This window comes from Streptomyces sp. DSM 116795 (genome assembly GCF_055792905.1).
Map to the genome: position 1 here is coordinate 2,458,615 of NZ_CM147707.1, position 25,229 is coordinate 2,483,843.

General features: G+C 69.0%; 27 protein-coding genes. 6 read left to right on the plus strand and 21 right to left on the minus strand.

Annotated features, from left to right (window positions below):
• The first annotated feature begins 158 nt into the window (after window positions 1-158).
• The gene (locus ACSMXX_RS10345; RefSeq protein WP_473183745.1) at window positions 159-437 is read left to right on the plus strand and encodes an ANTAR domain-containing protein; all 279 of its coding nucleotides are present in this window, start codon (window positions 159-161) and stop codon (window positions 435-437) included.
• A 106-nt stretch (window positions 438-543) separates the two neighbouring features.
• Here ACSMXX_RS10345 and ACSMXX_RS10350 read toward each other — a convergent pair whose 3' ends face one another.
• The 7 genes from ACSMXX_RS10350 to ACSMXX_RS10380 form a co-directional block, all read right to left on the minus strand.
• On the minus strand, window positions 544-864 hold the full coding sequence (locus ACSMXX_RS10350) for a type II toxin-antitoxin system antitoxin (RefSeq protein ID WP_473183746.1): 321 nt from the start codon (window positions 862-864) through the stop codon (window positions 544-546).
• A complete protein-coding gene (locus ACSMXX_RS10355; RefSeq protein WP_473183747.1) occupies window positions 861-1,856 on the minus strand; it encodes an SPFH domain-containing protein in 996 nt (331 codons plus the stop codon). Before ACSMXX_RS10355 ends, ACSMXX_RS10350 begins: the two co-directional genes overlap by 4 nt.
• A 173-nt stretch (window positions 1,857-2,029) precedes the next feature.
• On the minus strand, window positions 2,030-4,513 hold the full coding sequence (locus ACSMXX_RS10360; protein WP_473183748.1) for an ABC transporter permease: 2,484 nt from the start codon (window positions 4,511-4,513) through the stop codon (window positions 2,030-2,032).
• The gene (locus ACSMXX_RS10365) at window positions 4,510-5,277 is read right to left on the minus strand and encodes an ABC transporter ATP-binding protein (RefSeq protein WP_473183749.1); all 768 of its coding nucleotides are present in this window, start codon (window positions 5,275-5,277) and stop codon (window positions 4,510-4,512) included. Before ACSMXX_RS10365 ends, ACSMXX_RS10360 begins: the two co-directional genes overlap by 4 nt.
• Window positions 5,274-5,801, minus strand: coding sequence for a PadR family transcriptional regulator (locus ACSMXX_RS10370; RefSeq protein ID WP_070011162.1), 528 nt, complete (start codon window positions 5,799-5,801; stop codon window positions 5,274-5,276). The genes ACSMXX_RS10365 and ACSMXX_RS10370 overlap by 4 nt, the downstream gene beginning before the upstream one ends.
• A 139-nt stretch (window positions 5,802-5,940) precedes the next feature.
• A complete protein-coding gene (locus ACSMXX_RS10375; RefSeq protein WP_473183750.1) occupies window positions 5,941-6,255 on the minus strand; it encodes a DUF397 domain-containing protein in 315 nt (104 codons plus the stop codon).
• The gene (locus ACSMXX_RS10380) at window positions 6,252-7,079 is read right to left on the minus strand and encodes a helix-turn-helix domain-containing protein (RefSeq protein WP_473183751.1); all 828 of its coding nucleotides are present in this window, start codon (window positions 7,077-7,079) and stop codon (window positions 6,252-6,254) included. The genes ACSMXX_RS10375 and ACSMXX_RS10380 overlap by 4 nt, the downstream gene beginning before the upstream one ends.
• Window positions 7,080-7,257: 178 nt before the next feature.
• On the opposite strand from ACSMXX_RS10380, the gene ACSMXX_RS10385 reads away from it, so the two are divergent.
• A complete protein-coding gene (locus ACSMXX_RS10385; protein ID WP_473183752.1) occupies window positions 7,258-9,255 on the plus strand; it encodes an alpha/beta hydrolase in 1,998 nt (665 codons plus the stop codon).
• Between the two features lie 339 nt (window positions 9,256-9,594).
• Here ACSMXX_RS10385 and ACSMXX_RS10390 read toward each other — a convergent pair whose 3' ends face one another.
• From ACSMXX_RS10390 to ACSMXX_RS10405, 4 genes are all read right to left on the minus strand, one after another.
• Complete coding sequence (locus ACSMXX_RS10390) at window positions 9,595-11,118, minus strand: AI-2E family transporter (protein WP_473183753.1); 1,524 nt, start codon at window positions 11,116-11,118, stop codon at window positions 9,595-9,597.
• 222 nt (window positions 11,119-11,340) lie between these two features.
• Window positions 11,341-12,033: an aggregation-promoting factor C-terminal-like domain-containing protein gene (locus ACSMXX_RS10395; RefSeq protein ID WP_473183754.1), complete on the minus strand. Its 693-nt coding sequence runs from the start codon at window positions 12,031-12,033 to the stop codon at window positions 11,341-11,343.
• A 480-nt stretch (window positions 12,034-12,513) separates the two neighbouring features.
• Window positions 12,514-13,836 (minus strand): PhoH family protein, encoded by a 1,323-nt coding sequence (locus ACSMXX_RS10400; protein WP_473183755.1) that lies wholly within the window; start codon window positions 13,834-13,836, stop codon window positions 12,514-12,516.
• A gap of 563 nt (window positions 13,837-14,399) precedes the next feature.
• Entirely contained in the window at window positions 14,400-15,200 is an 801-nt protein-coding gene (locus tag ACSMXX_RS10405; protein ID WP_473183756.1) for an isoprenyl transferase, read from the minus strand.
• A 173-nt stretch (window positions 15,201-15,373) separates the two neighbouring features.
• Here ACSMXX_RS10405 and mgrA point away from each other — a divergent pair, with 173 nt between their 5' ends.
• Window positions 15,374-16,426, plus strand: a complete 1,053-nt coding sequence (gene mgrA, locus ACSMXX_RS10410) for an L-glyceraldehyde 3-phosphate reductase (protein ID WP_473183757.1) — start codon at window positions 15,374-15,376, stop codon at window positions 16,424-16,426.
• Window positions 16,427-16,881: 455 nt separating this feature from the next.
• Here the strand turns inward: mgrA and ACSMXX_RS10415 are convergent, their stop codons facing one another.
• The gene (locus ACSMXX_RS10415) at window positions 16,882-17,589 is read right to left on the minus strand and encodes a class I SAM-dependent methyltransferase (RefSeq protein ID WP_473184720.1); all 708 of its coding nucleotides are present in this window, start codon (window positions 17,587-17,589) and stop codon (window positions 16,882-16,884) included.
• A 421-nt stretch (window positions 17,590-18,010) separates the two neighbouring features.
• Window positions 18,011-18,469, minus strand: coding sequence for a hypothetical protein (locus ACSMXX_RS10420; RefSeq protein WP_473183758.1), 459 nt, complete (start codon window positions 18,467-18,469; stop codon window positions 18,011-18,013).
• 358 nt (window positions 18,470-18,827) lie between these two features.
• Between ACSMXX_RS10420 and ACSMXX_RS10425 the strand changes: the two genes are divergently transcribed.
• Window positions 18,828-18,998, plus strand: coding sequence for a DUF397 domain-containing protein (locus tag ACSMXX_RS10425; protein ID WP_473184721.1), 171 nt, complete (start codon window positions 18,828-18,830; stop codon window positions 18,996-18,998).
• A 919-nt stretch (window positions 18,999-19,917) separates the two neighbouring features.
• Entirely contained in the window at window positions 19,918-20,418 is a 501-nt protein-coding gene (locus tag ACSMXX_RS10430; protein ID WP_473183759.1) for a DUF3995 domain-containing protein, read from the plus strand.
• 205 nt (window positions 20,419-20,623) lie between these two features.
• Here the strand turns inward: ACSMXX_RS10430 and ACSMXX_RS10435 are convergent, their stop codons facing one another.
• Genes ACSMXX_RS10435 through ACSMXX_RS10450 form a run of 4 tightly spaced genes read right to left on the minus strand, consistent with a single transcriptional unit; the run spans window position 20,624 to window position 22,462 of the window.
• Window positions 20,624-20,863 carry a hypothetical protein gene (locus ACSMXX_RS10435; protein ID WP_473183760.1) on the minus strand — a complete coding sequence of 80 codons (240 nt, stop codon included), beginning with the start codon at window positions 20,861-20,863 and terminating at the stop codon, window positions 20,624-20,626.
• Entirely contained in the window at window positions 20,860-21,459 is a 600-nt protein-coding gene (locus tag ACSMXX_RS10440) for a putative T7SS-secreted protein (protein ID WP_473183761.1), read from the minus strand. The genes ACSMXX_RS10435 and ACSMXX_RS10440 overlap by 4 nt, the downstream gene beginning before the upstream one ends.
• Window positions 21,459-22,028, minus strand: coding sequence for a hypothetical protein (locus ACSMXX_RS10445; protein WP_473183762.1), 570 nt, complete (start codon window positions 22,026-22,028; stop codon window positions 21,459-21,461). The genes ACSMXX_RS10440 and ACSMXX_RS10445 overlap by 1 nt, the downstream gene beginning before the upstream one ends.
• Window positions 22,025-22,462 carry an SseB family protein gene (locus ACSMXX_RS10450; RefSeq protein WP_473183763.1) on the minus strand — a complete coding sequence of 146 codons (438 nt, stop codon included), beginning with the start codon at window positions 22,460-22,462 and terminating at the stop codon, window positions 22,025-22,027. The genes ACSMXX_RS10445 and ACSMXX_RS10450 overlap by 4 nt, the downstream gene beginning before the upstream one ends.
• Before the next feature lie 321 nt (window positions 22,463-22,783).
• On the opposite strand from ACSMXX_RS10450, the gene ACSMXX_RS10455 reads away from it, so the two are divergent.
• Window positions 22,784-22,963 (plus strand): hypothetical protein, encoded by a 180-nt coding sequence (locus ACSMXX_RS10455; RefSeq protein WP_473183764.1) that lies wholly within the window; start codon window positions 22,784-22,786, stop codon window positions 22,961-22,963.
• Between the two features lie 72 nt (window positions 22,964-23,035).
• Here ACSMXX_RS10455 and ACSMXX_RS10460 read toward each other — a convergent pair whose 3' ends face one another.
• The 4 genes from ACSMXX_RS10460 to ACSMXX_RS10475 are packed head-to-tail and all read right to left on the minus strand — an operon-like array spanning window position 23,036 to window position 25,206.
• Window positions 23,036-23,767 carry an OmpA family protein gene (locus ACSMXX_RS10460; RefSeq protein WP_473184722.1) on the minus strand — a complete coding sequence of 244 codons (732 nt, stop codon included), beginning with the start codon at window positions 23,765-23,767 and terminating at the stop codon, window positions 23,036-23,038.
• Between the two features lie 25 nt (window positions 23,768-23,792).
• Window positions 23,793-24,383 carry a hypothetical protein gene (locus ACSMXX_RS10465; protein ID WP_473183765.1) on the minus strand — a complete coding sequence of 197 codons (591 nt, stop codon included), beginning with the start codon at window positions 24,381-24,383 and terminating at the stop codon, window positions 23,793-23,795.
• A gap of 32 nt (window positions 24,384-24,415) precedes the next feature.
• Window positions 24,416-24,967 carry a hypothetical protein gene (locus ACSMXX_RS10470; RefSeq protein WP_473183766.1) on the minus strand — a complete coding sequence of 184 codons (552 nt, stop codon included), beginning with the start codon at window positions 24,965-24,967 and terminating at the stop codon, window positions 24,416-24,418.
• A gap of 35 nt (window positions 24,968-25,002) precedes the next feature.
• Window positions 25,003-25,206 carry a hypothetical protein gene (locus ACSMXX_RS10475; protein ID WP_473183767.1) on the minus strand — a complete coding sequence of 68 codons (204 nt, stop codon included), beginning with the start codon at window positions 25,204-25,206 and terminating at the stop codon, window positions 25,003-25,005.
• Window positions 25,207-25,229 lie beyond the last annotated feature (23 nt).

Consider the following 25,229-nt stretch of genomic DNA (forward strand, 5'->3'; position numbering starts at 1 on the left):
GGTCGCTTTTCACGCCGTTCGTGAGTGAGACGGTTCGCCGGAAGTCAAGCCGGGACCCCTCACGGTGGCCGCGAGGGCACACTCTGTGATTGTCTTCACGGCGACGGGGGCTCATTCCGGCCACCCGGGTTTCCCCTGCGCACAGAAGTGAGGCGACCGTGAACTGTGCAGAGCAGCGTGGGGACGAGGCCGGCCGGCTGCACCGCGCCGACTCCGCCCAGGATGTGATCGGCCGAGCTCAGAGCGCGTTGATGGCGGCGCACGGCTGCACGGCACAGGTGGCGTCCGGCATCCTCACCGGAGTCGCACGCAGCTCCGGGACCCAACTGCGAGCGGTGGCCGAAACCGTGCTGGCAGTGGCCGAGAGCAGCTCCCAGGCTCCGCCCGAGGCCATAAGAGCGGCGATCACGTGTGCGCTGCGCAACGTCCTTCCGTAGAAGGGGCGTTGGCCCTGGAAGGGGGCGTTGCGCGGGCCGGACCAGGCAGGGCGGATAGCGCAGGCAGGGCAGTGCAGGGGCGGTGCAGGCGTACGCCGCGGTCGGGTCACTCCTCGCGGGGCGGACGGCCCCTGCGCGGGTGCGGACGGGCGTCGCGGGGCAGCCGCCGCGCGTCGGCGAGCGCCTTGCGCAGCAGATAGTCGATCTGGGCGTTGGTCGAACGCAGTTCGTCCGCGGCCCAGCGGGCGATCGCCTCGTACATGGCGGGGTCGAGTCGCAGCAGCACCTGTTTGCGCTGCCGCCCGGCTCTGCCCGTCCGCTCGCGCGGAGCCCCCGCGGGCCCGCCGTCCGTGCCGCCTGACGACGGCACGGACTCGGCGGACTCCGCGGACTCCGCGGACGTGTCGCGTTCGGGGGGATCCGTCACTGGTAGAGCGTCCCCGTGTTCATGACCGGCTGCGGCGAGCGGTCACCGCACAGGACGACCAGCAGGTTGCTGACCATCGTGGCCCGGCGCTCCTCGTCCAGCTCGACGAAGTCCTGTGCCGCGATGCGGGTGATGGCGTCCTCGACCATCCCGCAGGCGCCTTCCACGATCGTCTTGCGGGCGGCGACCACCGCGCCCGCCTGCTGCCGCTGGAGCATGGCCGAGGCGATCTCGGGTGCGTAGGCGAGGTGCGTGAAGCGGGATTCGACGATCTTCACGCCCGCCGCCTCCACGCGCACGGTGAGCTCGTCGGCGAGCTTCTCCGTGATCTCCTCGGCGTTCCCGCGCAGGGAGAGGCCGTCCTCTTCGTGTGCGTCGTAGGGGTATTCGATGGCGATGTGGCGCACGGCGGCCTCGGTCTGGGTGGCGACGAACTCGACGAAGTCGTCCACCGAGAAGGTCGCCTGTGCCGTGTCCTGGACCTGCCAGACCACGACCGCCGCCAGCTCGATCGGGTTGCCGTACGCGTCGTTGACCTTCAGCACGGCCGTCTCGTGGTTCCGCACACGGGTCGAGACCTTGCTGCGGCTCGTGAGCGGGTTGACCCAGCGCAGGCCGTCCGTACGGATCGTGCCGGTGTAGCGCCCGAAGAGCTGGACGACGCGGGCCTCGCCCGGGGCCACCATGTTCAGGCCGCACATCGCGAAGACCGAACCGATGAGCACGAGGACGCCGACGACGATCAGCGTCGCGCCGGGCCCGGTGGAGCCGCCCGAGGCGAGGCTTCCGCCGAAGACTATGCCCGCCACGCCCAGCAGGAAGCCGATCAGGCCGAGGAGCAGGGCGAGGCCGCCGGGGATGCTGTGCGCGACCACCTCGCGGACCTCCGGCTCGGGCATGCCGGGAAGGTCCTGCGGCTCGGCGTCGGCGTTCCGGGCGTTCGAAGTGTTCGGTGTGTTCGGTGTGTTGGGTACCGGGTCCTGCGCTGACATAGGGATTCCCCCGTCTACGTATCGGATGAGCGGAGGACGACTGCCGTCGCCCGTCTAGCAAAGTGATATCACTTTAGCGCGAAAACACGGTCCCGGCCAGCATGGGGGCCTGGCCGGAACCGTGTGCTGGTGGGAGCCGCCCTCCGGACCGCGCCGGAGGGCGGCTCGTCGGATCACTCCGTACGCAGCCCGTCCGGCCGCATCATCCGCCACAGGAACGGCAGACTGATCAGCGTCACCAGGACGATCAGCCCGGCGCCACCGGCCGCGGCCGGCAGGAAGACGAACCAGTCCGCGTCGGCCTCACCGGTCATCCGCAGCAGAATCCAGCCGATGCCCAGCCCGAAGACCACGGCCAGCGCAATGCCCAGCACCACGGGCACCGCCGTCTGCCACAGCACCGAGACGCCGAGCGTGGAGCGTTTGGTGCCGAACGCCACCAGGACCGACAACTGCCGCTTGCGCTCCCGCAGTTGCTCCAGCATCGAAACGGTCATGCTGGCTCCGATCAGCAGCAGCACCGCCAGCGACGCCGCCATGATCGCTCGCGAGATGGTGCCGACCTCCTTGGCCGTCTCCTGGTCGGCGGACTCCCACAGCGTGTAGGCCGGGTCGATGTGGAAGATCGTCGTACGGAGGTTCTCCACCGCCTTCCCGCTCCGTTCGGTGATCGCCCAGCCCTGGAACGACGGTGTCTCCAGCCGCTCCTCGTCGAGCACCGAGGGCGTGACCAGGAGACCTTCCACCGCGATCCCCTCCGGCGGCTTGATCCCCTTGGCCGTACGCGCCGACTCGGGCACCTGCCAGGTGTAGTCACTGGCCTTGCCCTCCTCGCCGGGAGGCTTGTCGAGCATCAGGGTCGTGCCGCGCTTCAGCCCGGAGGGTTCACTCACCGCTTCTTCCGGAACGCCTTCGACGTTCTTCGCGGGAGGAACGATGAAGGCGTCCCCCTCGCGGCAGTCGCCGACGCGGGCCAGTTCGCGGAGCGTCCGGCAGCTGCCGACGGTGACACCGACGCCGTCCTCGATCCCCTTGGCCGCCGACCACGTCTGCAGATAGCCCTTGGCGTCCGTCACGCCCTCGGTCCGCTTCATCTCGGACGTGAGCGCCTCCGCCCGGGCGAGGGTGGAAGTCGGCCCGTGGATGTCGATCTGGGTCTGGTCCTGGCTCAGGTTCTGGTTCTCCGACGACTGCTGCTCGACGACGGAGAAGAGCAACTGCAGCGCGATCGCCCCGGCCACGGCGACGGTGATGCCGCTGACGGCTCTTGAGGCGTTGCCGCTGCTGAGCTGGAGCCTGCGGGTGGCGAGCTGCCAGGACACCGGGCCGCCCCGGAACCGCGCCACGATCCGCTCCACCACCCAAGGCAGCAGCAGTACGACACCGCTGAGCAGCAGCACCACACCGGAGCTCACCCGCACCTCGTTGACGGAGCCGCCGTCCTCCAGGCCGCCGGCCAGCGGAAGCAGCAGCGCCGCACCGCCCGCGGGCGGCACCAGCCGCCACCACAGCCGCCGCTTGCGCTGCTCGCTCTTGCGCACAAGGCCCAGCGGCTCGATGGCGACGCCCCGCAGCGCGAAGATCGTCACCACCACCGCCGTCACCGGCACACCGACGACGACCAGCAGCCCGAGCCAGAACGAGGGCGTGACGTCCTCGGGGAAGAGGCTGATCTGGAACACCTCGACGTTGCCGATGAAGGCCCGTCCTAGTACGAAGAACCAGCCGCCCAGGAGCAGTCCGAGCAGCGCTCCCACCAGCGTCTCCCCCGCCGCCATCCGGCGGGCGCTCGCGATGTCCGCGCCGACGAGCCGCAGCGCGGCGAGTCTCGCGTCCCGCTGCTCGCCGCCGAAGCGCACGGCGGTGGCGATGAAGATGGCCACCGGCATCACCAGCACCGCGCAGGCGACCACGACCAGCAGCACCAGTACGGGATCCATCGGCGACTCGTCCTGCGGACTGCCGAACTTCGTGACCCGCGTGGCGCCGTCCTTCACCGACAGGTCGTCCACGCCCTTGTAGAAGGCGAGTTCGGCCGGCCCCAGCAGCCCGTCCTCACCGATGGTCCCCGTGACCTTTCCGTCGAGCCGCTTCCGCAGCTCCTCGCCCTCCGGGGACTCCAGCACCTTCTTCAGCGCGGGCGAGACCGCCAGTTCGCCGGGTGCCGGGATGTGGTCCAGGCCAGGGGGAGTCGCCGGGCTGGAACCCTCGGCCTGCAGCAGCCGCCCGTACAGCTGGTTGCCGTTCCAGCGGTTGTTGGCGTCCTTGCCGAGTACCGAGTACTCACTGCGCTCGACCTTCTGGGAGCCGAAGTTGAACGCGCCCGAACGCGCCTCCTCGCGGGTGTCGCTGCCGGCGACCATCTCCGGCACCGCCGCCGCGAGCAGCAGCACGGCCACGCCCAGCGCGACGCCGACCGCCGTCAGCAGCGTACGGAGCCAGCCCTGCCGCCCGCCGCTCGTGGCGAAGCGCGCTCCCAGAGCGAGATCGTGTGCCCATTCCCGGGGACCGGCGGCACCGCTGCCACGCCTGTTCGCAGCGGTGCCGGTTCCTCCTGTCCGCCAGGCCGGTCCGGCTGGTCGTGCCGGTCCGGCCTCCCCGGTGTGCTGGGTCCGCTCGTCGCCGCGCTGCTCCTCGCGCGTGCCGGCGGTGCTCACAGCGTCCCCGCCATGCTCCGGGCACGGCCGTCGCGTACGACGATCTCGCGGTCCGAGTAGGCGGCGACCCGCGACTCGTGCGTGACGAGGACGACCGCGGCCTTGGTCTCGCGTGCGGCCTCGGTCAGCAGCTGCATCACACGCTCGCCGTTGAGCGAGTCGAGTGCGCCCGTGGGCTCGTCCGCGAAGAGCACGCGGGGCCCGGCCGCGAGGGCGCGGGCGACGGCGATCCGCTGGCCCTGACCTCCGGAGACCTCGCCGGGCCGCTTGCGCCGTACGTCCTCGACTTCCAGGCGCTCCAGCCAGGCCCCGGCGCGGGACTCGGCCTCCTTGCGCCCGAAGCCGGCCAGGCGCAGCGGCAGCGCGGCGTTCTCCAGGCAGGTCAGTTCGGGCACCAGCTGCCCGAACTGGAAGACGAAGCCGAAGTCGGAGCGGCGCAGGGCGCTGCGCTGGGCGTCGTTCATGGCGGTCAGGTCCCGGCCGGCGTACGTCACCGTGCCCGCGTCCGCCGGGACGATGCCGGCGAGGCAGTGCAGCAGCGTCGACTTGCCGGAACCCGAGGGGCCCATGACGGCCACTGTCTCGCCGGGGCGGATCGCGAAGTCGGCGCCGTCGAGGGCGGCCGTCGATCCGTAGGTCTTGTGCAGCCCGCTCGCGGAGAGCAGGAACTGAGAGCCCGTACCGGCTCCTTGAGCGGCGGCCTCCGCCGTGGATGCCGCGCCGCGCGGAGATCCCGCGGACGCGGTCGATGCAGTTGACGTCATTTCCGTACCTCCGTGGCCAGCTTGTCGAGCCGTGCGGCCGTCAGCTCCAGCCACCGCAGATCGGCTTCGAGGTGGAAGAGCGCGTGGTCGCAGATGAGTTGGTCCGCCAGATCGCCGCCCTGCTTGCGCCGGGTGAGCTCCCGCATCAGGCGCAGGTGCTCCGCGCGCTGGGTGTCGAGCTGTTCGCCGGCGTCACGCCCGGTGAGGAGGGCGAGCACGACCTTGGTGTAGAGGGTGCTCTGCAAGTACGGCTCCGGCTTCTCGGGGCGAGAGAGCCAATCGGCGACGTCGGTGATGCCCGCGTCGGTGATGGCGTACCGCTTCCGCTCGGGGCCGCCGCCCGCTTCGATCCCGTCCACCTCGACGAGACCGTTCTTCAGCAGGCGCGACATCGTCGAGTAGACCTGCCCGTAGTGCAGGGGGCGGTCGTGCCCGAAGCGTTCGTCGAAGGACCGCTTGAGGTCGTAGCCGTGCCGGGGGCCGGACTCTTCCAGAAGGGCGAGCAGCGTGTGGCTGATGGACATGGCGGGGACTATACAACACGGGTATACATCCCGTGTATAGAACCCTGGAAGTGGGTTCTGACCTGCGGGAAGACCCGTCAGGTCAGCGCCGTCTGGCGGTTGTCGGCGCCCGGTACCGCCACGGCTTCACGGGTCGCCGTCAGCCCTCACCGGCCGCCGTCGGCCTTCGCGGAGACGCGGTCACCGGGCTCACCTTGAGGGCGCCGACGAAGGACGACCAGGCCTCCGTACGGAAGAGCAGCGCCGGTCCGTGCGGGCACTTGCTGTCCCGTACGGGGACCGTGCCGGTGGCGCCGCGGCCGCGGGCGACCTCGACGCAGTTGCCGCCCTCCGCGTTGCTGTAGCTGGAGGAGCGCCAGGCCGTCGGCATGTGCGTGGGTGTGTGCGTGGGCAGTTGCGGGTGGGTGGGTGTGTGCGTGGGCAGTTGCGGGTGCGTGCTCGCGCGTGCGGTCACGGTGCATCTCCCTCCATCACCTGCTCGATGAAAGCCACGGACTCCCCCGGCGGAAGGGCCGAGTCCCGCAGCACGTCGCAGGAGAGGCGGAGCCTGTCCACGGCCTCGGCCTCCTCGATCAGCTCCCCCGACCAGGAGCCCTCGGTGTAGGCCACGGCCCTGCCGTCCGGCATCCACAGCAGCGTGAGCGAGCTGCCCAGGAGATGCTGCAGACCGGACGCAAACGGCAACACCTGGAGCGTGATGCGGGTCATCTCCGACGCCTCCAGCAGCCGCTCCAGCTGCCTCCGCCACGCCGCCGCGTCGCTGAGCCGCCGCCTCAGTACGGCCTCGTCGAGCACCGCCCGGAAGTGCGGGGCGCCCTCGCCCACGAGCAGGGTCTGACGCCCCACGCGGGCGGCGGCCTGCTCCTCCAGCTCCTGCTCGTTCCCCAGCCGCGCCGTACGCAGCAGCTCACGCGCGTACTCCTCGGTCTGGAAGAGACCGGGCACCGTGGCCGCCGCGTACTCGTGGCGCGCCGACGCCCGCCGCTCCAGGTCCATGAACTGCTTGAACCGCTCGCGGAAGACCGCGTCCCGGGCCAGCTCCCACAGCTCAACGAGGTGGCCGCCCGTGTCGTACACCTCGTCCAGGGCGGCGAACACCGCGCGTGTGCCGAGCCGTTCGCCGCTCTCCAGCCGCCGCAGACAGGTGCGGTCGTACGCCGTACGGGCCGCCAGATCGCCCAGCGAACGGCCCGACCGCTCCCTGAGACGTGCCGCCTCCGCCGCCAGTACGAGCCGGGCCGACGGCCTGCGCCCAAGGCCGGACTTGCGTGCGGGCATCGCGATTCCCCCTGATTTCCGCGGTTCTCCCTGCGATGACGTGCTGCCCGCCAGCCCTACCGACCGCCGTTGTTGTGAACAACCCCTTTTCGGGACGGATATGCGCACTCAACCCCCTCCCGCCGTGCTGCGTCAGCCGTAACGGCGACCAGGTTCCGGTACGGGGTGGGGGCGGACGATGGGGTACACGACGGCGCAGAGACCGCGTCCCGACGGGGCGGGCACGAACACGGGCACGGGCACGGGCACGGGCACCGTCCCGCTCACGGGACCCGAACGGGAGCCGACGCCTCCGGCACGCCCGCGCCGGGCACCGTCCCGCCCGACCCCGGCACCGTTCCGTCCGTCCCCGGCACCGCCTCCTCCCCGGCGCAGTCGCCGCTCCGCACTTCGCCGGACGCTGCGGCGCGCCGCCTCCCGTGCCCTCGCCGTCGCCCGGCGCCCGTACTGGCAGCATCCCGACCCCTCCTGGGTCGTACGGCGCTGGCCCGACCTGAGCGCGACATGCCTCGCCACCGTCTTCTTCTGGCTCTCCCTGACCCCGTCCCTCGTGCCGCGTCCCTGGTTCCTGCAAGGCGTCATCGGGGGCATCACCGCCGCGATCGGCTACACGATCGGGGCGCTGCTCGCCCGGCTCGCCCGTCCCGTGCTCGCAGCGGCCCGCCGCCGTTTTCACCACCGGCCGGGATTCCGCCGCCCGCCGGGTGAGCGCGCGCGGGCGCACGCATGGCAGGCGTACTACGTCACCGCGGGCGGGCTCACCGTCCTGGCCCTGTCCGAAAGCGCCCGCATGCAGCGGGAGTTGAGGGCCCTGCAGGATCTGCCCGAGACGCTCACCTGGCACTCGATGATGATCACGCTGACGGCGCTGGCCCTGTGCGCGGTGCTGCTCCTGCTGGCCCGCGCCGTCCGTCTGGGCACGCGGACGCTGATACGCGGCCTGTGCCGCTTCGTGCCGCGCCCCGTCGCCGTCGTCGCCGGGCTGCTGATCAGCGCGACGGCGGTTGTCGTGGGCACCCGCGACGTCGTCTTCGACCGCGGCGTCGTGGACGTCGTGTCGCACATGGCGGAGAGCACCGACCGGGACACGAAGTACGGCATCGTCCAGTCGGGCTCCCGCTTCGTCTCCGGCAGCCCCCGCTCGCTGATCAGCTGGCGCGAACTGGGCTACGAGGGCCGCAACTTCACCGGCTCCACGCCGTCGGCCCACCGGATACGCAAAGTCACCCAGCGCCCGGCCCGGGACCCGGTACGCGTGTACGTCGGCAGGCGCGCCTTCGAGGGGCTCGGAACGGAAGAGGCCGAAGCCTACGAGGCGGGCGCGGAGTTGGCCGTCGCGGAGCTGGAGCGTACGGGCGCCTTCGACCGCGAGGTGCTGGCCGTCGCGGGCACGACCGGCATGGGCTGGGTCAACTCGACGGACGCCGAACCGCTGGAGTATCTCCACGGCGGCGACACGGCCATCGTCGCGATGCAGTACTCGTATCTGCCCAGCTGGCTCTCGTTCGTCGTCGACAAGGAGCAGGCCGGACGCGCCAACCGCGCGCTGATGAAGGCCGTACGGGCTCGCTGGCTGGCGGAGCCGGCCGGCAGCCGTCCCGAACTGGTCGTGTTCGGCGAGAGCTTGGGCGCGTACGGCATAGAGGCGGCCTTCGACGGGCCGGACGATCTGCTGTCGAAGGTGGACGGTGCGGTGCTGGCCGGTTCGCCCGGCTTCTCACCGGTCCGCGAGGAGATCACGGCACACCGCGACGCCGGCAGCCCGGTGTGGCGTCCGCAGTACGAGCAGGGCAGGCACTTCCGCTTCGCGCAGTGGCCGGCGAAGGACCTGGCCCGCCCGCCCGGACCGTGGCGGGGGCCGCGGGTGGTCTATCTGCAGAACGCCTCCGACCCCATCGTCTGGTGGTCCTGGGACCTGGCCCTGGAGCGCCCGCGGTGGCTGAGCGAACCGCTCGGCCCGGACATCACGGAGGAGGTCGGCTGGTTCCCGTTCGTCACGTTCTGGCAGACGACCGTGGATCTGGCTGTCTCGTACGACGTGGACGCACCGCACGGGCACCGCTACGGCACCGGATCGGTCGAGGCGTGGATCGCCGTCGCGCCGCCGGACGGCTGGGACGCGGCGGACTACGACCGGCTCAGGCGGTACATGGAGAAGCGGAAGGCACCGTACTGACCGGGCCGCGCGCCGTGGCTCCGGTCCCCCTCCCGGTCCCGGTCCCGCTCCCGGACGCCGGGCCCGGTCCCGAGACGGCGGCACCTGGCGGGACCGAGCCCGTACGGCGCCGCATGCAGGCCCGATCGCCTTGCCGGCGACCGCAGTTGAGCCGCGCGGCAGCGCCCTGCCCCCGATTCTGCGCCGGCCCGGGCAGGTTTCCCGGGGCGGCCCCGGCGAAGCCAGGGGAGCGCGAGGGGGAGCGTCCTCGCAACGGCGGCGGACTGCGCCTGCGGCAGTCCGGTGCCAGGGAAACGGCCCGGGTCGGTCCGTCCGCGTCCGGCGGAACACCGGAAGGGTCTACTTCTGCGGCCCGCCGGGGCCCTTCGGCTCCCTTCCAGGCCCGGAACCGGTCTCCGGAGGCGGCGGTTCGGCCGCGGACTCCGTCGCGGACGCGCCCGGTTCCGTCGAGGCCTGCGGGCCCCGGGCAACCTTGCCCGGGCGCGTGCCAGGACCGCCGACGCCGCCGCCACCGGGACCGGGACCGACCGCGGGACCGGCCGCCGGCCCGCCCGCGCCCGCAGGAAGCGCAGCTTCCGCCCGCCGTGTCTCCGAGTACGCCCGCAGATAGCCGGCGGCCGTGTTGATCACCGCCACCAGGGGCACCGCCACCACAGCGCCGGGAATCCCCGCGATGAGGCTGCCGCCCGTCACCGCGAGGACCACAGCCAGCGGGTGCACCCGCACCAGCCGCCCGAGGATGAAGGGCTGCAGCACATGGCTCTCGATCTGCTGCACGAGAAGCACGACACCGAGCACGAGCAGTCCCGTGATCGGCCCGTTGGTGACGAACGCGACCAGCACCGCCAGCGCACCCGAGACGACGGCACCCACGATCGGGACGAAGGCGAAGATGAAGATGAGGACGGCGAGCGGCACCGCCAGCGGCACTTCGAGGATGTAGATGCCGACACCAATGAAGATCGCGTCGATCAAGGCGACTATCACGGTCCCGCGCACATACCCGGTCAGCGTCACCCAGGCCCGCGGCCCGGCACCGGCGACTCCCTCGCGTGCGCCGCCCGGCACCAGCTTGAGGAACCACTCCCAGATCCCGCGCCCGTCGTAGAGCAGGAAGAGGGTGATGAACATCGTCAGCACCGCACCGGAGAGGAACTCCAGCAGGACGGTGACGCCTTCGAGCCCGGCGGAGGTGACCTCCTGGCTGTTGTCCCCGAGCCACTGGCTCAGATTCTTGGCGACGTCGTTGACCTGGTCCTCGGACACGTGGAACGGGCCCTGGATCGCCCAGCGTTTGCCCTCCTCGATGGCTTCCTGCACGCGCTCGGTGAGGGTGGGAAGGTTCTCCGTGACCTGCCAGACCACGAACCAGCCGATCAGGCCCATCACCACGAAGCCGGTGATGAAGGTCATCGCGGTGGCCAGCCCGCGTCCGACGCGGTAACGCCTCAGGCGGGCGACCGTCGGCTGCAATAGCGCCGTCACGAGCAGACCGGCGGAGAACGACAGCACGAGCAGGCTGATGGAGCTGATCACCTGTATCAGCACCCACACGACACCGGCGAGCACCAGCAGCCGCCACCCGGCCTCGGCCGCGACCCGTACGCCCCAGGGAACCGCGGTCGACGGGGCGGGCCGGACGCCGCCGCCTCCCCCGGCGCTCCCGGCGCCCGGCGGCTGCCCGGGGGGCGGCTGGGGTGGTCCCGCCGGCGGGGAAGCGGACGGGCCCTCCGGCAGCGAACCGGGCCCGGCCCCGGGCTTGGTGATCGCCGCTTCCTTCTCCAGCTGCTCCTCACGCCGCGCCGCGATGCGTGACGCCATGCGCGCCACGCTGTCCCGGAGCCTGTCCACCCTGCTCGTCATCGTGCTTCCTCCACCCCCGCGAACCCACATGTTCCGCTGCCGTTGAGTGACGACGTTACCGGCGTGCAGGTTGCTTCGGCCCAGGGGGCGCAGCGATGTTCACCACGCGGTCACGGCACACGCTCACCCCCGGCCCGCGGACGTACGGGACGAGGGTGAGCGTCGATCGAAGCTTGTGAAGTTGTCCGGCTCAGCGCCGGGTGACGGCAACAGCCGCGCTGCTCAGTACCAGTTGTTGGCCTGCCAGAAGTCCCAGGCACCGCAGGGGCTGCCGTACCGGTCGTTCATGTAGTTCAGGCCCCACTTGATCTGCGTGGCGGGGTTGGTCTTCCAGTCGGCCCCGGCCGAGGCCATCTTGGTGCCGGGAAGCGCCTGCACGAGCCCGTAGGCACCCGAACTGGGGTTGCTGGCCTGGTAGTTCCAGCCCGACTCGCGCTCGACGATCTCGGAGAAGCACTGGAAGTTGCCTCCGCCGACGATCTTCTGCGCCATCGACTTGACTTCGGCGACCGAATAAGAGCTCTGGGTGGGGAAGTCACCGGCGTCGGCACGGGCGGAGGAACGGCTGGCGGCCGCCTTGGCTTCGCGCTCCTCGGCTGCCTTCTCAGCGGCGGCCTTCTTGGCTGCGGCGTCCTCAGCTGCCTGCTTGCGCGCCTCGTCCTCGGCTGACTTCTTCGCTTCCGCGTGCGCGGCCGCGGACATGGTGTCCGCCTGCTGCGTCAGTGAAGCGGTCTGTACCCGGGCCTGCTGACCCGCCGGTATGTCTTCGAGGAGCGTCGAGTCTGCAGCGGTGGCCTCGACATCGTTCGTCGTCTGACCCTGCTGACTGCCGGAGGCCACACCGACGACTGCGCCGACGGTGGTGACCGCGGTGGCGGACGCCACTGCGAATCCCCGGACGGAGATCCGAGTCACACGGTTTCCTTCCAACGTGCCCGCTTGAGTGACCGCGCGGGCGCTGATCGTGCCCCTGGCACAGACCTCCTCGGAACATGGTCACCGGAGGCACGGGCCCGTAGGACCCTCCTTGGGCTGGGAGGATCCGCGTGGAACTCGGGCGGCATACGGCGTTGACTGCTTTTCAGTTCTGAACTGCTCTGTGGTGCAGCACCATCTCTGGTGCCGGTGTGCCGTATGCGGGGCCTGACAGAACCCACACCCTGCCGGACGCGAGCAGGCTGAGGCAATTCTGTGCTGAGTGGGATAGGTCACACGTGGTTTGGCTGTCACGTTGACCGGAAAGACGCGCGCGCACCGCTTCGGAGGGCTAGGCTGCCGGGCCCTCACGACCACCCGTACGAGCGAACGTCGGCGCACACGCCGCTGAACAGCGTTGACGCCGACCGCCCTTGAGGACAGCCGGCGCCCAACGCTCGCAGAAGCGGACAACTACCGTCAGATGTGCGTCTCTTCGAGCATCTCGGTCACAAGGGCCGCAATCGGCGACCTTTCGGACCTGGTGAGTGTGATGTGCGAGAAGAGGGGGTGCCCCTTCAACTTCTCAACCACGGCCACGACTCCGTCGTACCGCCCGACGCGGAGATTGTCCCGCTGTGCCACGTCATGGGTGAGAACGACCCGCGATCCGGCACCGATCCGCGAGAGCACGGTCAGCAGTACGTTCCGCTCCAGCGACTGCGCCTCGTCGACGATCACGAACGCGTCGTGCAGCGAACGGCCTCGGATGTGCGTCAGCGGCAGCACCTCCAGCATGCCGCGCTCCACGACCTCCTCGATGACCTCGCGGCTGGTGACGGCCGAGAGCGTGTCGAAGACCGCCTGCGCCCACGGATTCATCTTCTCGGCCTCGGTGCCCGGCAGATAGCCGAGATCCTGGCCGCCGACCGCGTACAGCGGCCGGAAGACCATCACCTTCCGGTGCTGCCGGCGCTCCAGCACGGCCTCCAGCCCGGCGCAGAGCGCGAGCGCGCTCTTGCCCGTACCGGCGCGGCCGCCCATGGAGATGATGCCGACCTCCGGGTCCATCAGCAGGTCGAGGGCGATGCGCTGCTCCGCGCTGCGGCCCTTGATGCCGAATGCCTCGCGGTCGCCGCGTACGAGCTTGATACGGCCCTCCGGCGTCACGCGCCCGAGCGCCCTGCCCTTCTCCGAGTGGAGCACCAGGCCCGTGTGGACGGGGTATTCGGCTGCCTCCTCCACGAACACGCTCTCGGCGGCGAAGAGTTCGTCGATGTCCTCCCCCGGCAGCGTGAGCTCCGACATGCCCGTCCAGCCGGACTCGGTGATGGCGAGCTCCGCGCGGTACTCCTCCGCGTGAAGTCCGACGGACGACGCCTTGATGCGCAGCGGCAGATCCTTGGAGACGACCGTGACGTCGAACCCCTCCGCCTGCAGGTTCCTCGCCACGGCGAGGATCCGGGAGTCGTTGTCCTCCAGCCGGAAACCGGCGGGGAGCACACCCGGGTCCGAGTGGTTCAGCTCGACGCGGAGCGAGCCGCCCACGTCGCCGATCGGAATGGGGGCGTCCAGACGGCCGTGCTTCACACGGTATTCATCCAGCCGCCTCAGCGCCTGCCGGGCGAAGTAGCCCAGCTCCGGGTGATGCCGCTTTGCCTCCAACTCGGTCACGACGACGACGGGCAGCACGATCTCGTGCTCCTCGAAACGGTCCATCGCCATCGGGTCTGCGAGCAGCACGCTGGTGTCGATGACATACGTGCGCCGGTCGGAATCGTTGCGCTTCTTGCTTGTCACCACGGGTGGACGAACCCCCTCGGAAGAGGTCGGGGTGCGACGGCGTCGCAAGGGAAGAGACCGGTCCGGACCCGCACGCGGCGGGCCGGAGACCGGCCCTCCGCGACATCCCAGTCGCCGCAGAGTTCCTGCGGCGGTCCGTGGTCTGCAATCGGGCCTCCCGGCGCCGGGGCCTGTGGAGGGCACCCAGCCATGAGGTGATATTCCCCCGGCTGAGCGCAAGCATGCAATGGCATATGCGGAGCGCCCCGCCAGGGTGACTTCGACAACCCGTACCGGGGGGCGGCGGTGCTGCGCATCGACGGGGGCCGGTGGCGTGCGCTGTTCGGGGCGCCGGCGGTGCGCTGCCGATGCGCTGGAGGTGCGGCCGGCAGTGCGCTGCCCGGGGCTCGTACGCCGGAGCGTGGCAGGGGTGCGGGGGTGCGGCAGAGCGCGGGGGTGCGGTGGGGGCGCGGACCGGCCGACGTGGCGCCGGTGGGCGGTTCGGTTCGGTTCGGTTCGCGTGGCCGCGGTGAGCGGGAGCAGTCCCGTAACGCCGGTGGATCAGTTCCCGTGACGCCGGTGGATCAATTCCCGTAGCGCCGGTGACGGGCCGCGTAGTCGCGAATGGCACGCAGGAAGTCGACCTTGCGGAAGGCAGGCCAGAAGACCTCGCAGAAGTAGTACTCCGAGTGGGCGCTCTGCCAGAGCATGAAGCCGGAGAGCCGCTGCTCGCCGCTGGTGCGGATGACGAGGTCCGGATCGGGCTGGCCCCGGGTGTAGAGGTGCTCGGAGATGTCCTCGACGGTCAGCGTCTCCGCCAGCTCGTCCAGGCTCGTGCCGCCGGCGGCACGGTCCGCGAGCAGCGAGCGCACGGCGTCGGTGATCTCCTGACGGCCGCCGTAGCCCACCGCCACGTTCACCAGCACGCCGTCGATGTGGCCGGCCTTCTCCTCGGCCTTCTTCAGCACCTGCTGCGTACGGTCCGGCAGAAGATCGAGCTGGCCGACGTGGTGCACCCGCCAGCGGCCGTCGTCGGCCAGGTCGCGCACGGTGTCCTCGATGATGCCGAGCAGCGGCAGCAGCTCGTTCTCCGCGCGGTTGAGGTTGTCCGTGGAGAGCAGCCACAGCGTGACGACCTTGACGTCCGTCTCCTCGCACCAGCCGAGCAGCTCACGGATCTTCTCCGCGCCCGCCTGATGGCCCTGCTCCGTCGTACCGCCCGAAGCCCGCGCCCAGCGCCGGTTCCCGTCCAGGATCACACCGATGTGCTTGGGCACCTGGTCGGTGTCGAGGCGGTACTCCACCCGGCGGGCATAGAGCCTGTACACCAGGTTGCGAAGCTTGTTGTAAATGGCCAGCCCCTCCTTCGGCGAGTCCGGGACCATTGAACCTTACTGCGGGTGAGGTCCCTGGACGAAGCCGGGCCGTCAGGCCGCTGTCCGGGCGATCACCGCGTACGGGGAGGATCGCGGGCCACGCGGAGAGGGCGGCGCAGCCCGGGCATCGACCGGCCGTCTGCCGGGCAGGGCCCCGGCAGCCTGCTGATAGGAAAGGTGCCATGACGGACGACTCCTCTCTCCACCCCTACCGCGCCGACGACGCCCGCTACGACTCCATGGAGTACCGGCGCACCGGCCGCTCCGGTCTGCGGCTACCGGCGATCTGCCTCGGCCTGTGGCACAACTTCGGCGACGACCGCCCGCTGGAGACGCAGCGCGCGATCCTCCGCCGCGCCTTCGACCTGGGTGTGACCCACTTCGACCTGGCCAACAACTACGGCCCGCCGCCCGGTTCCGCGGAGCTGAACTTCGGCAAGCTGATGGACCAGGACTTCCGTCCGTACCGCGACGAACTGATCGTCTCGACCAAGGCGGGCTATCCCATGCACCCCGGCCCGTACGGCGACTGGGGCTCCCGCAAGTATCTGCTGTCGTCGCTGGACGCCTCGCTGCGGCGCATGGGCCTCGACTATGTCGACATCTTCTACTCCCACCGCTTCGACCCGCGGACCCCGCTGGAGGAGACGATGGGGGCCCTCGCCTCCGCCGTGCGCCAGGGCAAGGCGCTCTACGCCGGCATCTCCTCGTACAACTCCCGGCGTACGCGCGAAGCGGCCGCACTGCTGCGGGAGATGGGCGTGCCCGCGCTCATCCACCAGCCCTCGTACTCGATGCTGAACCGCTGGACGGAGGAGGACGGCCTGCTCGACACCCTGGAGTCGGAGGGCATGGGCTGCATCTCGTTCGCCCCGCTCGCGCAGGGCCTGCTCACCGACAAGTACCTGCAGGGCGTCCCGGAGGGCTCGCGCGCCTCGAAGGGCACGTCGCTGGACCCCGGGCTGCTGACGGAGGACGTGCAGCGGAGGCTGCGAGGGCTGGACGACGTCGCGCGGCGCCGGGGGCAGTCGCTCGCGCAGCTGGCGCTGCGGTGGGTGCTGCGGGACCCGCGCATGACGTCGGCGCTGATCGGTGCGAGCAGCGTGCGCCAACTGGAGGCGAACGTGGCGGCGTTGGAGGGGCCGGAGCTGACCGGGGACGAGCTGCGCGAGATCGACTCGTACGCGGTCTCCGAGCCCGGCACGAACATCTGGGCCCGGAGCAGCGAGAGCTGACGCCGGGGTGCCCCTGGCGGGGCGGGCCGGCCGACGGGGCCAGGCCACCGGCCAGGCCGGCGGCCCTGAACGTAAAGCGGGCCGGTCCGTGGGGGGATACGGACCGGCCCGAGGGGGGGTTCCCACCCTAGCCCCTGCAAGCGGTTCATCCGGGCACCAACTGCCTTGCCGCTGTGTCGTTTCCGCACTCTTCCCTGCGGCCCGCCCGGAGTTCGGCGGCGGTTCGCCCACCGGCGTGCCGTGCCCGCACTACCCCGACGAGCGACCCTGGAACGAGCGCCACCTTGACGCGCCGAGAGCCTTGTCGACCAGGGAGCTCAACGGGGCAAGCACCTCTGTCGGCACCGTCCCAGAGAGGAGGGGCCACTTGGCCAGAGAGGCTGTCCCGTAAGTGATCTTCGGGTTGCAGTGACTGAGCGCTTGAGTCAGCCAGTGAGCTCGGATCCACCATCGGCTCAGCAGAACGGCCGGAACTCCTTGAAATCCGGCGTCGGTTGCGGAGCGGGCAGCCGGTAGGCCCGGGTCCGCGGCCGGCCACTGGCCGGGCCAGTCGTCCCGTCGGCCAGAGCGCCCGGCACCGGACTCCACTCCAGATTGGTCTCGAAGTACGCCGCGGCAGCGCCGACCGAGGGCCACCAGACATCGTCGAGCAGCACGATGCCGCCAGGCCGGACGATCTGACCCAGGAAGTGGAGGTCGACGAACACGTTGTGGAAGTGGTGGCTGCCGTCGACGAACGCCGCGTCGGCGGCAAAGCCCACATCGGCCAACCTGGCCAGGAACCGCTGCGATGGTTCGGTCACCAGCTCGGCGACGCCGTCCAGGCCCGCGCTGCGCAGCAACTCCCACCCCACACCGTCGTACGCCGTGTACTGGAACGGGTCGATGACCACGTGCCGTGGGGTCTGTGAACCAGCGCGCAGCAGAGCCTCGCCGATCGCCAACGCCGAGCCGGCATAGGCGAGTCCGATCTCGACGACCGTGCCGGCTCGCTCGTCCACCAGGAGGTCGCGCACCTGATCGCAGTCGCGCTCCGGCAGCGTGACGGTGGCGAAGTCCGGAGCGCCGTCGGGGCTCCGCGGAGGTCCGTGCTCGGCGAGCTCGCGGCGTACGGCAGCAACTCTCTCCGGCCACTCGCCTGCGGCTCCCTCCGGTTGCGCCATCGAACTCACCAGAAACTCCTTCTTGCAGAGACACATGCCCTGCCCACTGTGACACTCAGGTTGGCCAACCGAAGTGCTCAGTCACCGTTGCTCGAAGCTGGCAGCTCGGACCTCATGGTCGTGCTTCAGCCCGCGAGGGCGAGGTTGTGGAGGCGTGCGATGCCGAGCATCGCTTGGTGGATGCCGGACTACGGACTTGCGCAGCTGAGTAACTCCTCGGCAGGTCCACGCTTCGATCTGCTTCTTCAGTGCGATCTTCGGCGTCAACACTGCTGATCCCGGCCGCACCCAACCAGGCTCCTGCCCGCACTACCGCGACGAGCGACCCCGGAACGAGCGCGACCTTGACGTCTGGATTCGGGACCTTGGGCTCGCCATGCGCGCGAGGCCACAAGACTGCCGCCCAGACGGAGAGGCTGCACTAGCCCGTTTCACCTCGGCGCACAATAAAGCCAACTTCAGGACCATCCCCGATGTCAATGATCGATACCTCAAATTCCTTGTCCGGGAAGGCATCTTTGAGGGAAGCACGCCAAAAGAACTCGACATCACGAGCAAGGGCGTTGATCGCCTCCTCATCTTCTTCCCCGTCGACTTCAACGAACTGCCAGAGCCGCACCCTGTTCAACACGGTTTCAATTGCCGTGGCGTTCCCGTCGACCTCGACATACCATGATTGAAAATTCTTCGGCTCGTACGCACGATCCCAGAGAACGCATCCTTCAACCTCTACGAACTTTGGCCTGAACAGCCGGGCCACTGCCAACCAATCAGGCAACGAGAGCCTGTAGGACGCGAAGTCCAGATAGTCGAGCTTCCCAGTGAAGCTACGAGCCCAAGCTTCGATTTCAGAGTGTTGAACTGGCTCCATCGTGATCACGTTCCCGGTATCGGAATTTCATCTGGTCGTGCCGGTCGCGTCTCACCCCATCGCGGGAACGACTCTCCAGTCTGTGGATTCACATGGTGCACGATCTCGACGACATGTGGCGCAGGAATCCCATGTAGTCCGATCAGACGGCTGCCCAGGACGGTAGCTGTACGCAAGCGGGTTGGTACCTCAGTTGGATAAAGTCCAGGTTGGCGCGGTCTCAGGCGGGCGCTACATCGATGGACTGCGCAGGTACTGCAGCTTGCTCGACGTCGCCGAGAGCGCCTCACTCGGCGCCGAGAAATCCCCCCAGCTCATCCACCACGTCGCGCGAGAACCTTGAGGAGTGGCCGACACGGCCTAGTCCCTGCAGTGGGAGTCGTCCTTCTCGGGAGCCGGAGGCGAGAACTGCGTCGAGGTCGCGAAGACGACTTCGGCCGTCCACCTCCGCGAGAGCGATGACCCCAACACCGTTTTCTCAGCGACTCCCGCCCAACTCAGCGCACTCCTAGAGTGCGGTCAAGAACGGCTGGTTTGACTAGGCTTGATTAGCTGGGTCATTAGGAATTCCTACTTGATCTCTTCTCGATACACGACCCCCGGTACGGAATAGAAGACTTGCCATGATGAGCCCAATTCACCAGCCAAGCGGTGAGCAATTTGTCGCCCACGCTCAACGAATTCATCCTCCATCTCCGACCTGGAGAATCCGGAACTCATGGGGTCATCGGGGTCATAAGTGGATTGATACTCGTCCCCCCAGTGTTGTACTTCCTCAGCGAGTGTCTTGCTGATAAAAAGATCTGAGGTTGGGATATTGTCCGCTCCGGATTCCGTGGATTTCCACAGCGGGTAGCATCCGTACTCAGCTGCGAGTCGAACGACCTCGGACACCGTACTCCTAACCACCGCTTCTCGGGTTCGCCCCGACGATGAAACCGTTGTTTCCCGTGGCGACCGCTACATGTCTTGTTGTGCCTTGATATTCAACGGCATATATGGGACGCGCCTGGGCCCCTGTCCCCTGATGTCCGACGTCCTCTCCTTCCGAGCGGGCTTTCATGACTAGATCAGGAATCTGTTCGCGAGATATTCCTTGCCTCGCAAAGTCATCACCATGCTCGCCTAGCGGGTCGTGGTGGGGTCGTAGTGGCGGTGGAAGTTGTAGTGGAGGCCCGTTTCCGGCACGCGCAGCACCCTGTGGGGCACCACGACCTGGAACGCGGACGCCACCGCCTACGCCAGGCGATGTCGTCGGTCTCGTCGAGGAGTTCGGTAGAGGTGCAGACCACGTCGCTATCGCGAAGAAGCGGGAGTCGACCTCGGCCTGAGTCGTGGAGCCGGTGATGCGCCGGCCTAGCCCGTCGTCCGGCACCCGCGTCATCCGGGACTGCCGTCGGCAGACAGAATGAGGCGAAGGCACTGATGAGTGGGGTGGGGGCGGAATGTTGCTGAGGATGAAGTCGTGGCAGTGGGGGTACGTCGCGTGTTTGTGGGCGGTCGTCTTCGCGGGATCACACTTTTACTGGGCCCTCGGCGGCAGCGCGGGGTTGAGGGTATCTGCCGGGGAACAGCTCGCCACCGAGCGACCGCTCTGGTTTGTGCTGACGGGCTTGTGGGGCGTGGGAGCTCTCTGCCTGGTCGTCGCCTTGCTTGGGTGGCTGCTCGCCGGGTCACGGCCGCGCGGGGCGGCAAGGCGGACCCTGGAGTGTCTGGGTTGGGGGGTCAGCTTCATCCTGCTGACCAGAGGCATCGCGGTGGAGTTCCTTCTGTTGACAAACGTGACGGACCTGAGCGGCGTGAGTGCGGATCAGCGGTTCTGGACCCATGTGCTGTGGAACCCTTGGTTCTTCGCCGGCGGGTTGGCGTTCGGCCTGGCCGCCCTTGAAGCCCGCAGGCACAATCGTTCCTCATCGCTTCAGACGGATCCGCGCTTGCGTACGGTGCGCTCGCGCTGAAGCCGGATAGGCACAGGGCCGAAGGGGATTTCGCTCACAACGTCGCAAGCCTCCCGCACAGGCGGGGCGCCCGCCTACCAGTGCCGCCCTTCCATGTTGACTGATACCTCGCAGATGGTGCTCTGCGATGAAACCCCTGCCGGTCGAGGATTGGATTTGCGGAGCAGAATCGTCGACTGGTTTCACACCGAACACCAAGTTGCGCTCATGAACTGATCTGCCGACGCGCTTCCGTGAGAACCTGGGCCATTTCCTCTTCATCGTAGTACGGAGTCCCAGCTCCTGGACGATACAGAGAGACCGGCTCGGCGAGGGACTCATAGAGCGAGGTCTCCAGAAAATCAGAAACCAGAATCCCCTCAATTTCCGCGACCAATTTCATCGATCGATCACTTCCCGAAGAGAATTCATCGATCAAGGATGCCAAGCGTTCCTCAGGACTCACGGCAGACGGACCTCCTTGGGAATCATGACGGTCACAACGTGATTGGGAGTCCGGTTCCAGGCGTCCGCCCGCTTGTTGTAGGCGGCCACGGCCGCCTCGGAGGTGTCCTTCGCCTTCTTGTACGCGGCTATCGCCTCGCGCGCCTGGTCCTGCGCCCACTGCACCGTGGACGCGTACGTCACCAGGGCCTTGGCCGCGGACTCGCAGGCGTCGGCGGGCTTGATCCAGAACTTCGGCTGCGGCTCGAACTTCTCCCGGAACCTGTCACCCGCCTCGCCCCGCCAGGAGCCCGCGTCCAGGCCCCGCATCCCCGACCCCATGCGCTCGAACGCGCGGAAGAAGTCCCGCAGATGCTCCGCCGTCCCGGTCAGCTCCTTGACCTCACCGTGGATCAGCTCCTTCGGGTCCTCGGTCGTGCCCAGTTCGCGCTCGGAGACCTCGGCACCGAGGCGGTCGGCGGCCCACTCGCTGCCGTCGCGGATTCCCTCCGAGACGGCGCCCCCGCCCATCTGCTCCAGGCCGTCCGCGGCCTTGTCGCCGGCCCACTCGACGCCGTCGCCGATCGCCTCGCCCGCACTGCCGATCCAGTCGCTCATCAGTGCGTCCCCCCGCCGCTGCCCTGCTGCTGCCCGCCGTCGCCCTTGCCGTCACCGCCGCCGATGAGCGGGGATGTGGAGGCGTCGTCGGCGACCTTCCCCCACTGGTCGCCCATGTCGTCGAAATCCGGCAGCGAATAGTCCGGCGCCGCCCCCTTCGCGTTGTCCCGCGATATCTGCTCCCAGGACTTGTCCGCGGCCCCCTCGGACGCGCTCATCCCCGCGAGCGGGTCGTTCGAGGCTCCGGCCGCCAGCTCCTTCAGGCTGCCGACGACGTACTCCTCCTGCTCGTGGTACAGCCCCGCGTTCAGGCCCAGTCCGAGCGCCATCTGGTTCGCGTCGTGGATCTTCTCCTTCACCGCCCAGCCCCAGCGGTCGCAGAACTCGCTGAAACCGGAGGCCAGTTGGGCGTCCCCCATCGCCAGCCCAGTCATCGACATGCTCGAAAAGCCGTGACCCTGCTGGCTGGTGATGGAGAAGTACCCCACCGACTCCAGTTCGGCGATCGCGTCCTTCAGCCCCTTCTCGAGGCGCTTCGCCGCCTCGGGGTCGAACTTGTAGCCGCTCATGCTTCAGCCCCCTCGGCCGGTGCGACCATCTCCACCGCCGCTGTGCCCGCCTCGGCCTCCATCGCCGCTTCCACCGACGCCCCTTCCGGAACGATCCCCCGCACCGGTGGCAGCAGCAGCCCCTCCTCGGTCCCCGCGTCGAGCGCCACGCCACAGGGGAAGGCCTGGGACGGGATCACCTCGTCCAGCAGCCGCGCCCCGTAGAGCGTCTGGAACTCCCACTCGCCGCCCTCGCCCCGTCCACGGGCGAACGCGGCCAGGGCCTCCCGCGAAGTGAACGCATATATCCAGCGCAGACCGCCCAGCTCCGCGGACATCAACCCGGCGCCGCACAAGGGCACCAGAACCAGGCTGCGGCGGAACTCCCCCACCATCGCCGCCGCTTCGTCCAGCGCCCGGTCCGCCCGGCCGTCCGCTGCCGTTTCCCCCGACATCCGTACAACTCCCCCGTCCCATACGTCCGGCAGTACCCAAGACCGTACACACGGTCACGGACAGACCCGCAGGACACTCGCTCTGTGAGGCATGGGTCACTGCCGGTGCGGGGCGCCGGCAGTGCGGCCCGTGCGGGCGGACAGTGGTGCGGCCCGTGCTTATGGGACGAAGGCGCCGGTCAGAGCCGACGCGGACGGAGTTGGGGAGGGTTGAGGCAAGTCGGCCCGCGAGAGGTTTACATGAGCTGAGTTGGCGTCACGTGACCTAAATCGCCCGCTATTCGGCCGTTGGCTGTCAGTGCCAGGCCCTAATCTGGACTCATGTCCTCGACTTCCCAGCCGCCGGTCTCCGACGGTCAGACCATCGCCGACGCCAACGAGGCCATCCGCCAGTATGTCGCGGGCCGTACGATCTGGTCGCAGGCGGACCTCGCCGAGCTGGACCGTCTGCGTACGGACTGGCGGCACGCCGTCCAGGCAGCGGTCACACGAGCGGCCTGAGCCTCACGCATCTCGCTCGATCGGGCGGGCCGGCTGAACGCCGTGCCCGCCCTTCGTCAGTCCTGGCGGGGGTCAGTCCTGGCGGGGGAAGGACACCTCGACGCGGCGGTTCTTCTTGCGGCCGTCCTCGGAAGCGTTGTCCGCGATCGGGTAGTCCTCGCTGTAGCCGCGCACGTTGAAGGTGACGGTGGAGCCCAACTCCTCTGCCAGCGCCTTCTGTACGGCGTTGGCGCGCTTCTTCGAGAGCGTCTTCCCGTGCTCGTAGGAGCCGAGGTCGTCGGTGAAGCCGAAGACGTTGATCTCCTGCGCCTTCTGCGAATCGACCTCTTCCGCGATGTCCGCGATACGGGTCTGCGCACTGCCGTCGAGCTTCGAGCTGTCCTTCGGGAAGAGCACCTCCGCCTGGAGGGTGAACTTCGTCTTCTCCGTGCTGTCTTCGCGGCGTTCCTCACCGGTCAGGTCCTCGGTGACGAACTTGATGTCCAGCACCTTGGACGGCGCGAGCTTCGCACCGTCGGCCAGCTTCAGCCCCGCCGCCTGCGCGTCGATCTTCACCGGCGGCTTGGAGTCCCCGATGTTGTCCGGCGGTTCGCTGTAATCGGGTGCGGGCGCGCCGCCCTCGCCGGGCAGGGAGGGGGCGGTGGTGGGGATGGTCGTGGGGTCGTCGGCGCCGGGGAGGGACGTCGGCCCGCTGGGAACCTTGACCGTGGGTTCCGGCGTGGGGTCGTCTGCCCGGGCACCGGAGGCGCTGAGCGCCGTCAGCAGCACGGCCGAGGCGGATGTACACAGGACGGTGCGCAGCAAGTGGCCCGCGGGCAGCTTCATCTCGTCACTCACCTGACAGCTTCACGGTCGCGCTGGGCATGTCCGCCACCTGGAAGTCGACCGACGTCGCCGACGCGGGCGGAGCGGGGAACTGAGCGAACCATTCGGATGTCTCGCCCTGGTCCAGGCCGCCCGTGAACCTGGTGCAGAGGCAGTGCCCGTTGGTGTCCCGGAGGATGAAGTAGCGCTTCTTGCCCTTCTTGTCGACCATCGTCGCCCCGGCCATCGAGAGCCCGTTGTTCTTGAGTTCGGACTCCTCGCTGGCCCATCCCGGCAGAACGACGACCGAAGGGCCCTCGTTCTTCAACTTCCCCTTGAAGGTGGTGAATCCGGAGTCGTCGCGCTTCGCGGAATTGATGGTCAGGGTGAAGTTTCCGCCCTTCCCGCCCTTGACCTGCGCCAGTACCTCGTTCGTCTCGTCGGCACCGGCGCCCGCGTCACCGCCGTCGTCCTGCTGGGAGGCGTCGCCCGGCTTATTGCCCTCGTCCCCGCCGTCGTCCCCGCCGCTGCAGCCGGCAACGGCGAGCACCAGGCCGGTGGTGATCGCCGCCGCGGTCGTCCCTCTGCGGGCTCTCATGGCGCGCCGAATGGTCATGGATAGCTCGTCCCCTGTTCGTCGTCCGCTCATCAGTCGACCAGCACCACCGAGAAGAGATCCGACGGCTCCAGCTCGAGGTCGATGTCGTCCGGGTCGATGGTCAAGTCCTCGCCGTCACAGGTGATTTCGATCAGCTTGCCGTCGTCCACGAGCTCGCACCGGGGTTTGATGACGGCTGTGGCAGCGGCCTCGGCCTTCTTGTTGTCGGCGCCGGGGAGGACCGTGTCGCCGGTGTCGAAACGGGTGCGGACCTTCACGGTGTAGCCGTCGTGCCCGTCCTCGGTGACCGCGTCGCAGCTGAGGACGTCCGAGCGGTTGCGGTCCGCGAAGTGCTCGGCCTCGCCGCAGCCGTCACCGAAGAGCGAGCCGAGACCGTCGAGGATGTCCTCCAGGCTCTTGCCTTCGAGGATGGCGTCGAGGAAGTCTTCGAAGAGCTCGTCCCGGTCGTCCTGGGCCGCGGCGAGCGCGGCGGCGTCCGCGGCCGACTGACCCCCGTTGCGTACGGTCCCCGCCTGGGCGACGGCGAAGAAGGCGAAGGCGAGGAAGAGCAGACCTGTGATCACGGCTCCGTAGAGGATCACCGTCGCCCCCTCGTCCCGGTGCCCGAGCCGTCTGGTCAGCCACCCAGGATGTTGTTGACCGCCTTCGCGATCCCCCCGGAGATCGCGGTGTCCAGCCCGAGTCCGCGGATCGCCAGGATGATCCCGGCGACGATGATCACGATGCCCGCGTATTCGATCGCTCCCGCGCCGCTGTCCGACCAGCGCCCGTGCAATCGCTCCACGACGCGGTGGCGCCAGCGGTGCATGGCCTTCGACATCACGATCTCCTTCGCTGATGGCC

Coding starts and splice junctions, on each gene's coding strand:
- ACSMXX_RS10355 (WP_473183747.1), bottom strand. CDS start 1,856: ATGTCAGCGCAGGACCCGGTACCCAACACACCGAACACACCGAACACT.
- ACSMXX_RS10365 (WP_473183749.1), bottom strand. CDS start 5,277: ATGACGTCAACTGCATCGACCGCGTCCGCGGGATCTCCGCGCGGCGCG.
- ACSMXX_RS10370 (WP_070011162.1), bottom strand. CDS start 5,801: ATGTCCATCAGCCACACGCTGCTCGCCCTTCTGGAAGAGTCCGGCCCC.
- ACSMXX_RS10380 (WP_473183751.1), bottom strand. CDS start 7,079: ATGCCCGCACGCAAGTCCGGCCTTGGGCGCAGGCCGTCGGCCCGGCTC.
- ACSMXX_RS10385 (WP_473183752.1), top strand. CDS start 7,258: ATGGGGTACACGACGGCGCAGAGACCGCGTCCCGACGGGGCGGGCACG.
- ACSMXX_RS10390 (WP_473183753.1), bottom strand. CDS start 11,118: ATGACGAGCAGGGTGGACAGGCTCCGGGACAGCGTGGCGCGCATGGCG.
- ACSMXX_RS10405 (WP_473183756.1), bottom strand. CDS start 15,200: ATGGTCCCGGACTCGCCGAAGGAGGGGCTGGCCATTTACAACAAGCTT.
- mgrA (WP_473183757.1), top strand. CDS start 15,374: ATGACGGACGACTCCTCTCTCCACCCCTACCGCGCCGACGACGCCCGC.
- ACSMXX_RS10415 (WP_473184720.1), bottom strand. CDS start 17,589: ATGGCGCAACCGGAGGGAGCCGCAGGCGAGTGGCCGGAGAGAGTTGCT.
- ACSMXX_RS10430 (WP_473183759.1), top strand. CDS start 19,918: ATGAAGTCGTGGCAGTGGGGGTACGTCGCGTGTTTGTGGGCGGTCGTC.
- ACSMXX_RS10440 (WP_473183761.1), bottom strand. CDS start 21,459: ATGAGCGACTGGATCGGCAGTGCGGGCGAGGCGATCGGCGACGGCGTC.
- ACSMXX_RS10445 (WP_473183762.1), bottom strand. CDS start 22,028: ATGAGCGGCTACAAGTTCGACCCCGAGGCGGCGAAGCGCCTCGAGAAG.
- ACSMXX_RS10450 (WP_473183763.1), bottom strand. CDS start 22,462: ATGTCGGGGGAAACGGCAGCGGACGGCCGGGCGGACCGGGCGCTGGAC.
- ACSMXX_RS10455 (WP_473183764.1), top strand. CDS start 22,784: ATGTCCTCGACTTCCCAGCCGCCGGTCTCCGACGGTCAGACCATCGCC.
- ACSMXX_RS10465 (WP_473183765.1), bottom strand. CDS start 24,383: ATGACCATTCGGCGCGCCATGAGAGCCCGCAGAGGGACGACCGCGGCG.
- ACSMXX_RS10475 (WP_473183767.1), bottom strand. CDS start 25,206: ATGTCGAAGGCCATGCACCGCTGGCGCCACCGCGTCGTGGAGCGATTG.